The sequence below is a fragment of the Flavobacterium sp. genome, assembly GCF_013822155.1.
GTDB lineage: Bacteria > Bacteroidota > Bacteroidia > Flavobacteriales > Flavobacteriaceae > Flavobacterium.
Map to the genome: position 1 here is coordinate 1 of NZ_PNJW01000163.1, position 1,500 is coordinate 1,500.

The following is a 1,500-nucleotide window of genomic DNA, read 5'->3' on the forward strand; positions in this document are numbered from 1 at the left end:
CAATTTTTCAATAAATAATGACACTGATTCTATACTGTCTTTATTATTTCCGTCAATGGTTAAAACGCCCTCATAACCTCTTTCTAAAGCAAACCAAAAGCCCATTCTTAGTTGTGCGCCTTGCTTGCCAAATCCTTTTTTTACCAATAACGTGTTTACGCCCAAAGCTTCCATTTTGGACAATTCGGTTGAACCGTCTTTAGAATCTCCGTCACAAATGATGATGTCAACTAATTGGTCAACGCCACTTTTTTTTGCGCGTTCCAACTGCAAATGAATTCTTTCAGCCTCATTAATTATAGGAATACAAAGACAATACTTAGTTTTTTTTTCATGAAACTCAGTAGAAATATAGTCTGGAACTCCTGAAATATTTTTATTTTCTTTTGAATACATCTTTTATGTAATGAATGGTGTTCTTAACTACTGAAATATCGTTGGCATTTTTCATCTCAATGGAAACAAAATTACCATATTTATACTCTTTTAATAAGCCATACAACTCGACGTGTATAGCTCTTTCTGTAATTGGTTCCAAATTAGGTTCACTGATGTGAATATGATTAATCAAATCAATATTATCGGCAATCGTATCAAGTGTTTCAGTGTTGTAAATTATAGTGCCTAAATCAACATTGACTTTCAATCCTGTGCTTTTGATTTCTTTTACAAAATTGATAGCTTCGGTTGTTGTATTCAGGAAATTGGTTCCATAAATTTCCGGATTCGGTTCCATGGCAAGAACAGTATCTTTTGAAGCGGCATAAATTCCTAATTCCTCAAAAAATGAAAAGGCTATCGTTTCTTGGCCTTTGCCAATAATTCTGTTTTTGGGCGAACCAAAAACCAAGTTTTTGCACTCTAATACTGCTGCAAAATCGATAGCTTTTTTTATATATTCCATGATACTACTTCGCTCTTCTTCTGTTCCGAAAATGGCTTCGCTTCTGCCAAAACAAATAGCTTGCATAGACGGAATTTCTAAGCTGTAATTACTTAGTATTTGCTGTTTAAATAATTGGGCTTCCTCCAATTGATCATACGCTTTTTCAGGAAATATCCTCGTTGGCGCAATTTCTAATCCTTCAAAATCTACAGACTTTAAAAAAGTATACATTGATTCATCGCTTTCTGCTGACCACGCTATGTTAGATATGGCTAATTTCAATTTTTATTTTCCTTTAGGAATTCAATAATTTCTTGCAATACAATTGTTTTATTTTCGATATAATCTTCATTGTTGTCAAAGTATTTTGCATAAACCGTTTGGAAATCATAGTGCGGAAATGTTGCGCCCAACTCATTGACAAATTCTTTGTGGAAAACCGCTTCATATATCTCCTTAACGCCCAATGGTTCTGTGGCTAAATTCAGTTTTTTAAAGTGATTATCGGTAGCAATTTCAATATGTTTCCAAAGATTTTTAAGATTGTAGAACTGAAAAATTCCACGGCTGTCGGTAAAATTTAAAGCCGAAAATCCTATAGAAAGAAAATTGAA

At 33.5% G+C, this 1,500-nt stretch carries 1 protein-coding gene and 2 pseudogenes; all 3 read right to left on the reverse strand.

Annotated elements, in window-relative coordinates; translation table 11 throughout:
• Positions 1-396, reverse strand: a pseudogene (locus tag C0512_RS15580) (glycosyltransferase family 2 protein); the annotation flags it as partial.
• Positions 377-1,168 carry a sugar phosphate isomerase/epimerase gene (locus C0512_RS15585; protein WP_199717090.1) on the reverse strand — a complete coding sequence of 264 codons (792 nt, stop codon included), beginning with the start codon at positions 1,166-1,168 and terminating at the stop codon, positions 377-379. The gene C0512_RS15585 and the pseudogene C0512_RS15580, both read right to left, overlap by 20 nt.
• Positions 1,165-1,500: pseudogene (locus tag C0512_RS15590) on the reverse strand (NAD(P)-dependent oxidoreductase); the annotation flags it as partial. The gene C0512_RS15585 and the pseudogene C0512_RS15590, both read right to left, overlap by 4 nt.